Origin of the sequence: Cytobacillus sp. IB215316, from assembly GCF_033963865.1 — a bacterium.
GTDB classification, from domain to species: domain Bacteria; phylum Bacillota; class Bacilli; order Bacillales; family SM2101; genus Nanhaiella; species Nanhaiella sioensis.
In genome coordinates this window covers 1-963 of record NZ_JAXBMC010000060.1, presented here as the reverse complement: position 1 = coordinate 963, position 963 = coordinate 1, and the positions used below count along the sequence as shown (strand labels likewise).

1 protein-coding gene is annotated in these 963 nt (G+C 44.4%); it reads right to left on the bottom strand.

Annotated features, from left to right (window positions below):
* On the bottom strand, positions 1-963 hold a 963-nt coding region (locus SLH48_RS22380; protein ID WP_320259922.1), incomplete at both ends, for an Ig-like domain-containing protein.

Genomic DNA, 963 nt, shown 5'->3' with positions numbered 1-963 from the left:
ATTGGCTAAGACTGTGATTTGTTGTGTTTCTCCTTGTGCCAACGTCACTGTCGATGGATCTAATGTGATTCCTTGCACTGTTGCTGGGACAGTTACTGTTGTTGTACTTGTATGCCCTTCATAGCTTCCTGTAATGACTACTGTTCCACCTGTAGCGTCTGCTGGAATTGTGATTAATCCAGTCACATCTACTGCTGCTTGGCTTGCGTCATCACTACTGTACGATACTTCGCTTGTTACATCCTTTGTTGTTCCATCTGACATATTGGCTACAACTGTAATTTGTTGCGTTTCTCCTTGTGCCAACGTTACTGTTGATGGATCTAACGTGATGCCTTGGACTGTTGCTGGGACAGTTACTGTTGTTGTACTTGTATGACCTTCATAGCTTCCTGTAATGACCACTGTGCCTCCAGTTGCGTCTGCTGGAATTGTGATTAATCCAGTCACATCTACTGCTGCTTGGCTTGCGTCATCACTGCTATATGCTACTTCGCTTGTTACATCTTTTGTTGTTCCATCTGACATATTGGCTACGACTGAGATTTGTTGGGTTTCTCCTTGTGCCAACGTCACACTTGATGGATCTAACGTGATGCCTTGCACTGTTGCTGGGACAGTTACTGTTGTTGTACTTGTATGACCTTCATAGCTTCCTGTAATGACTACTGTTCCACCTGTAGCGTCTGCTGGAATTGTGATTAATCCAGTCACATCTACTGCTGCTTGGCTTGCGTCATCACTGCTATATGCTACTTCGCTTGTTACATCTTTTGTTGTTCCATCTGACATATTGGCTACGACTGAGATTTGTTGGGTTTCTCCTTGTGCCAACGTCACACTTGATGGATCTAACGTGATGCCTTGCACTGTTGCTGGCACTGTTACTGTTGTTGTACTTGTATGCCCTTCATAGCTTCCTGTAATTACTAATGTCCCACCTGTGGCATCTGCTGGAACTGT